Annotated in this window: 5 protein-coding genes and 2 pseudogenes; 6 read left to right on the top strand and 1 reads right to left on the bottom strand. The window is 43.5% G+C overall.

Annotated elements, in window-relative coordinates; genetic code table 11:
* On the bottom strand, positions 1-311 hold a 311-nt coding region (locus AACQ17_RS04475), incomplete at its 3' end, for an NAD-dependent epimerase/dehydratase family protein (RefSeq protein WP_141201465.1).
* Positions 312-563: 252 nt separating this feature from the next.
* Here AACQ17_RS04475 and AACQ17_RS04470 point away from each other — a divergent pair.
* The 6 genes and pseudogenes from AACQ17_RS04470 to AACQ17_RS04445 form a co-directional block, all read left to right on the top strand.
* Positions 564-1,706, top strand: coding sequence for an LPS O-antigen chain length determinant protein WzzB (locus AACQ17_RS04470; RefSeq protein ID WP_094146890.1), 1,143 nt, complete (start codon positions 564-566; stop codon positions 1,704-1,706).
* 45 nt (positions 1,707-1,751) lie between these two features.
* A pseudogene (locus AACQ17_RS04465) lies at positions 1,752-1,951 on the top strand (UDP-N-acetylglucosamine 2-epimerase); the annotation flags it as partial.
* Between the two features lie 174 nt (positions 1,952-2,125).
* Positions 2,126-3,257 (top strand): annotated as a pseudogene (locus tag AACQ17_RS04460) (ISAs1 family transposase).
* A 69-nt stretch (positions 3,258-3,326) separates the two neighbouring features.
* Complete coding sequence (wecB, locus tag AACQ17_RS04455) at positions 3,327-4,442, top strand: non-hydrolyzing UDP-N-acetylglucosamine 2-epimerase (protein WP_094146889.1); 1,116 nt, start codon at positions 3,327-3,329, stop codon at positions 4,440-4,442.
* Positions 4,443-4,464: 22 nt separating this feature from the next.
* Complete coding sequence (wecC, locus tag AACQ17_RS04450; protein ID WP_094146888.1) at positions 4,465-5,730, top strand: UDP-N-acetyl-D-mannosamine dehydrogenase; 1,266 nt, start codon at positions 4,465-4,467, stop codon at positions 5,728-5,730.
* A 15-nt stretch (positions 5,731-5,745) separates the two neighbouring features.
* The coding region (locus AACQ17_RS04445; RefSeq protein WP_141201464.1) for a zinc-dependent alcohol dehydrogenase at positions 5,746-6,720 on the top strand (975 nt) is incomplete at its 3' end.

Genomic DNA, 6,720 nt, shown 5'->3' with positions numbered 1-6,720 from the left:
CAGTAGTGTAGTAGCTCTTTAGAATATTCATAGTTATTAAGCATCACATACTTGCCATCCCATTCTGTGGTGGCAGAGCAAGCGCCTTCATGGAATACCGCTTCAATAGGGCCGAAATCCTCACCAGACATGATCTGTACCAAGAAATCGTCTCGGTCCATGTAATCGGCAATGTCCAGATCAACTAGGTTTTTGAATTTACGCCCATTTTTTAAATTATCGACAACAAGAATATCAGTAATGCCTTGTTCATTTAGCGCTTTGATAATGTTGCTACCAATCATGCCAGCGCCACCCGTTACGATGATCATACAAAATTCCTATGGTTATAATACGAACAATTATGCGCATTATAGCGGCTTCGTTAGGGGCTGTAATCACAAAAGCTCGCTTTTCTCATTGAACGTCTCGCCTTGAAAAGGGTTTTGCTTTAAACTTCGGCACGCTATGTCGCTTGAATTGACAAACTCGATAAAGCCTGAGCAACAACTAAACAGTAAGCCTTTAGGAGCGGATACCTAAGGGCGGTAGCGTGCCTAAAAACCAATGATAGGATCAACACTGTGAATCAACCATCCCCTTCTTCGCACTCTTCATACCCACCTGTGCCTTCTTACTATCAGCAAAGCAATAACGATGAAATTGACCTGCGTGAGCTGTTTAGTGCGCTATGGCAAGGGAAACGAACCATATTGTTGTGCACGGTTTTGTTTGCTGCTGCGGCGGTGATTTATGCATTGACGGCGCAGCAGTGGTGGAGCGCTAAAGCGATCGTCAGCCAGCCTGAATTAAACCAAATCGTGGCCTTTCAACAACAGGTGAAGCAGTATCAGCCATTGTTTGATCTCTACCAAGAAGATGGCAACATTATTGTGAGTAAAGAACTTGATGACTTAATTAACCCGGCCAATATTTTCCTGCGTTTTGTGCGTTCATTTAATTCCAATGACAATAAAAAGCGTTTTATGCAAAGTAACTCTACTTTTTTAAGCATTGAGCAGTCGTATTTTTCGGCGACTCAAAATAGCAAACAGGGTGACGACGATACACAGGCTCGTTTTTATCAAGGGTGGTATGGCAAGATTACGGCTCAAGAAGTGGGTAAGAAACAAGAAGGTGATTTTTATCTCAGCTTTCAGTCAATTGATAAGAGCAGTAGCTTAGCGCTGCTTAACGCCTATATCGACTTTATTAACCAGCAGCTAAACCAACAGCTGACTAGTGATCTTGCCAGTAAATTGACGGTAAAACATAACCAACTTAGCCAGCAATACACTAGCTTACAACAACAAGCCCATTTGCGCCTGCAGGTGGAATTAGCGCGTGTGCAGAATGCATTAGTGATTGCAAAAGCGGCCAACATTAGCGAGCCAGTACAAAACCTGAATGAAGAGAAGCTATTTGCTATTAGCATTGGCAGTAAAGCTCTACAAGCCAAAGCGAAGGCGCTGAAAAGCATGACAGATTTACGTGTATTTGAACCACGTTTGGCGCTGCTGCAGGTACAAGTTCAGCAGGTTGAATCGTTGGGTAAAGCCAAACCCGCCCAAGTGCAAGGTTACGCTTACTTAGAACAACCAGAGGCCCCGATGAGTCGTGATAAGCCCAAACGAACACTGATAGCTGTGTTTGGAACGTTACTGGGCGGCATGCTTGGCGTCGCGATTGTGCTGGTGAAGTTTGTGTTTAGAGAAAAAAAGCGATAGGGGTTTAAAATTTAGGCTTCAATAATGATCTAGTTGGTTAATAAAATGACAAAGAAAAAAGTACTCACCATTTTCGGTACACGCCCAGAAGCAATTAAAATGGCGCCGTTAGTCCACGCTTTGGCTGAAGATGTGCGTTTGAAGCCAAGGTTTGTGTCACCGCTCAGCATCGTGAAATGCTCGACCAAGTATTAGATCTGTTCGACATTACGCCTGACTACGATCTAAACCTGATGAAAGCAGGTCTAGGGAAACCGCATGAAGGTCGTTGATATATAAGGGCTGCAAAGATGCTAAGAATCCGCTTTGAACCTATCACTAATCCCAACTATTGAATGTAACCACATGAAAATAAAGATCTGCTTGTAGATCATTTTCGTTGTTTTCTAATTGCTCCTAGACAATATAGGAGCCTAAATATGAGCGAGTTAACCAACCCATTTATGCATTTCCAAATCATTAAAGACTACCGACAAGAAAGCAAAGTAGATCACAAATTATCAGATATTATTTTGCTGATAATTTGCGGCGTCCTGTCGGGTCATGATGGCTGGGATGGCATTATTGACTTTGGCAATGCTCGCTTAGATTTCCTAAAACGATATGGTCACTTTGACGCTGGTATTCCTTCTGCAGATACGCTGTCTCGTGTGGTGGGCATGATGAATCCGGCAGGGTTGCAAAGAAGCTTTATAGCTTGGATGAAGGACTGCCATACACTGACGGATGGAGAAGTCATCGCTATCGACGGTAAAACATTACGTGGCTCTTATGACCGCTCGAAGTGTAAAGGAACGATTCACATGGTGAACGCTTTTGCTACTGCAAACGGAATGAGTATCGGCCAACAGAAGGTTGATAGTAAAAGTAATGAAATTACCGCGATCCCCAAGCTACTTGACTTGCTAGAGGTAAAAGGCTGCTTGGTTACGATTGATCCAATGGGATGTCAAAAGAAAATAGCGCAAAAAATTCTCGATAAAGAAGCGGATTATTTGTTAGCAGTGAAAGGTAATCAGGGAATGCTTGAGCAAGCCTTTGATGATTATTTTCGAATGGACATGCTTCAAGACTTTGACGGCAGTTCTTACAGTACTCAAGAAAAAAGTCCGGAAGAACGGAAACGAGAGTGGCTTTAGTGAACCGTGATTTGTCGGTTTTAGGTGATATTGAGCATGAATGGCCCGAGCTAAAATCAATGGGCATCGTCGCTTCGATCCGCCAAGAATCGGCTGTAGCAACAGAGCAAGATGTGAGTATTCGTTACTATATCTGTTCTAAAGAATTAGAAGCCCAAACGCTGCTTAAGCGACGCGTTCTCATTGGGGCGTAGAGGCCATGCATTGGTCCCTTGATACCGCATTTAGTGAGGACAACTTTCGTATTAGAGCCGATGATCGCGTAGAGGCTTTAGCAAGGATCAGGCAGATGTGTTTGAACCTATTAAAGAGTGAAACCACCTTTAAAGGTGGTATTAAACGCAAACGGATGAACTGCGCAATGGACGAAAACTACCTAAGTAAGGTTCTCGAAAGCCTTACCGGGCGGTGATGTTCATGAATTTTCCGTGGTTAGGTTGGCAAAAATATTATTAAGTTTTTGAGGCTAGGAGATGGAAAAATGAAGGTATTAACGGTTTTTGGTACACGTCCCGAAGCGATAAAAATGGCACCGTTAGTTTATGCATTGGCAGAGGATGAACGATTTGAAGCAAAGTGCTGCGTAACAGCTCAGCACCGAGAAATGCTAGACCAAGTGTTAGAGTTATTCGAGATCACACCAGATTATGACCTGAACTTAATGAAAGTGGGTCAAACACTCAATGATGTTACGGCACGCATTGTTCAAGTGCTGAAACCTGTTCTTCGAGAGTTTAAGCCCGATGTCGTTTTAGTTCACGGCGACACCGCGACCACATTTGCGGCGAGCTTAGCCGCATACTACGAGCAAATTGCCGTTGGGCATGTGGAAGCAGGCCTTCGTACAGGCAATATCTATTCACCATGGCCGGAAGAAGCGAACCGTCGTTTGACCGGAGTACTGACGAAGTATCACTTTACCCCAACCGAAACGTCGAAAGAGAATCTTCTACGTGAAAACTTTGCGCCAGACGATATTTATGTGACCGGTAATACCGTCATTGATGCGCTGCTGATGGTGAAAGGTAAAATCGAATCTAATCAGAAATTGAACGAAGCATTAGCCGCCCAGTTTCCGTTCTTAGATGAGAGTAAGAAACTAATCTTGGTAACAGGCCACCGTAGGGAGAGCTTTGGTGGTGGGTTTGAGCGAATTTGTGAAGCATTAGCAACCATAGCGAAAGTGCATCCAGAAACTCAAATACTCTACCCGATGCATTTAAATCCGAATGTGCGTGAACCAGTGAATCGTATTTTAGCAGGCATTGAAAACATCCATCTTATTGAGCCTCAGCAGTATTTGCCATTTATCTACTTAATGAGTCGTGCGCACATTATTCTTACCGACTCCGGTGGAATACAAGAAGAAGCTCCATCGCTAGGTAAGCCAGTGTTGGTGATGCGTGACACTACTGAGCGCCCTGAAGCAGTTGAAGCTGGGACAGTGAGGTTAGTAGGAACTAATGTCGATGCTATCGTGGGTAGCTTGAATGAGTTGCTAACGAGCGAAGCAGCCTATCAAACAATGAGCTTTGCCCACAACCCATATGGTGACGGTAAAGCATGCGAAAGAATTTTAAACGAATTAATAGGTTAAGTTTTTTAAGGTTAGGTTAATTATGTCATTTGAAACAATTTCAGTAATCGGTCTTGGCTATATTGGGCTACCGACAGCAGCAATGTTTGCCTCAAGAAAAAAGAAAGTGATTGGTGTTGATGTTAATCAGCAAGCTGTGGATACAATCAATCAGGGCAAGATTCATATCGTTGAGCCAGACCTAGATATGATTGTACACGCTGCAGTTTCTGAGGGTTACTTAAAAGCATCGACAACACCAGAGCCAGCGGATGCATTTTTGATTGCTGTACCAACACCTTTCTTGTCAAACGCAGAAGGCAATATCCCTTCTCCAGATTTATCGTATATCGAAGCGGCGAGTAAAGCGATTGCTCCAGTCTTGAAAAAAGGCGATCTAGTCATTCTTGAGTCGACCTCTCCAGTTGGGGCAACAGAGCAAATGGCTGAATGGTTAGCGGAAGTGCGCACAGACCTGACATTCCCTCAGACACATGGTGAAGCTGCGGATGTGAATATTGCACATTGCCCAGAGCGAGTGCTTCCTGGTCATGTAGTTCGTGAGCTTGTAGAAAATGACCGTGTTATTGGCGGTTTAACGCCCAAATGTTCAAAACGTTCTGTTGAACTGTACAAAATATTTGTTCAGGGTGAGTGTGTTATCACCAATGCGCGTACAGCAGAAATGGCGAAACTGACTGAAAATAGCTCTCGTGATGTTCAAATTGCATTCGCAAATGAGCTTTCTGTTATTTGTGATCAGTTAGATATTAATGTATGGGAGTTGATTGCGCTAGCAAACCGTCACCCTCGTGTGAACATCCTTCAACCCGGTCCTGGTGTTGGCGGCCACTGTATTGCTGTTGATCCTTGGTTTATTGTTGCCAAAACTCCTGAATCTGCACAATTAATCCACACTGCACGTAAAGTGAACGATAACAAACCAGAGTGGGTTATTGAAAAAGTGAAGCTCGCAATAGCGGATTTTCTATTAGCTAACCCAACGAAAACTGCAAAAGATGTTAGTGTTGCTTGTTATGGCCTAGCATTTAAACCTGACATTGATGATCTTAGAGAAAGCCCGGCGAGATACATTGCTGAAACTATCCAAGCTATACATAGCGGTACTGTGTTAGTGATTGAACCAAATATCGGAAAATTACCGGCTTCATTAGATAGAGCAAGTCTTGTTGATTTTCATACTGCAAAAACAGAAGCAGATGTTCATCTTTTACTAGTTGATCATAAAGAATTCAAGGGAGAAGTAGGGCCAGTAGAGAATTTGATCGACACGAAAGGCATTTGGTAATTAGAGGTTTAGGTAATGTATCAAGCAATAATTAAAAAGGGTAAAGTGTTGGCGGAGTCTGTGCCTCAGCCAAATGTTAGCGAAGGCTGCCTATTAATTAAAGTCGTTAATAGTTGTATTTCCGCAGGAACGGAAATGAGTGGTGTTACAAATAGCGGTAAGCCTTTAATTAAAAGAGCTCTTGAGCAACCAGCGCAGGTAGCAAAAGTTCTTAATATGGCTAAATCGGTAGGTATCCAGAAAACGCTAGCGAAAGTGAAAGGTACACTCGATGCAGGTAATCCTACTGGTTACTCCATTAGTGGTGTTGTGATTGGTGTCGGTGCTGGAGTATCTGGCTTTCAGATTGGTGATAAGGTCTCTGCTGCAGGTGCCGGCCTCGCTAACCACGCAGAGTTAGTTGACGTGCCACAAAACTTAGTGATGAAAATGCCAGACTCATTAGACTTTGAGTCTGCTTCTACAGTGACTCTTGGTGGCATTGCAATGCAGGGTGTACGCAGAGCAGACCTTAAGCTAGGCGAGTTCTGCGTAGTGGTTGGTGCTGGTATTTTAGGTTTACTGACTATTCAAATGCTTAGAGCCGCTGGCGTGCGAGTCGCAACCATAGATCTTGATGACAAACGATTGGATATTGCTAAGCAACTGGGCTCGGAGATTTGTATTAATGGTGCCAGTGAAGATAGTGTGAAGGCTATTCAGTCGTGGAGCGGCGGGTATGGAACTGACTGTGTAATTTTTACTGCCGCAACTAGTTCTAGTGGGCCATTGTCTCAAAGCTTCCAGATGTGTAGGAAAAAAGGCAAGGTGATTTTGGTTGGCGTCGTAGGCATGGAAATCAATCGTGCCGATATCTACGCAAAAGAGTTGGATTTTAAAATTTCTACTTCATATGGTCCGGGTCGATATGATCGTTCATACGAAGAGAAGGGTGTCGATTATCCTTATGCATATGTGCGCTGGACAGAAAAGCGCAATATGGAAGAGTAC

Source organism: Vibrio sp. V10_P2A27P122 (genome assembly GCF_963874335.1).
Taxonomy (GTDB): domain Bacteria; phylum Pseudomonadota; class Gammaproteobacteria; order Enterobacterales; family Vibrionaceae; genus Vibrio; species Vibrio anguillarum.
This window is presented reverse-complemented; position numbering and strand designations above follow the sequence as displayed.

Excerpts from the sequence above, each read along its gene's own strand:
- wecB (WP_094146889.1), top strand. The coding sequence starts at position 3,327 with ATGAAGGTATTAACGGTTTTTGGTACACGTCCCGAAGCGATAAAAATG.
- wecC (WP_094146888.1), top strand. The coding sequence starts at position 4,465 with ATGTCATTTGAAACAATTTCAGTAATCGGTCTTGGCTATATTGGGCTA.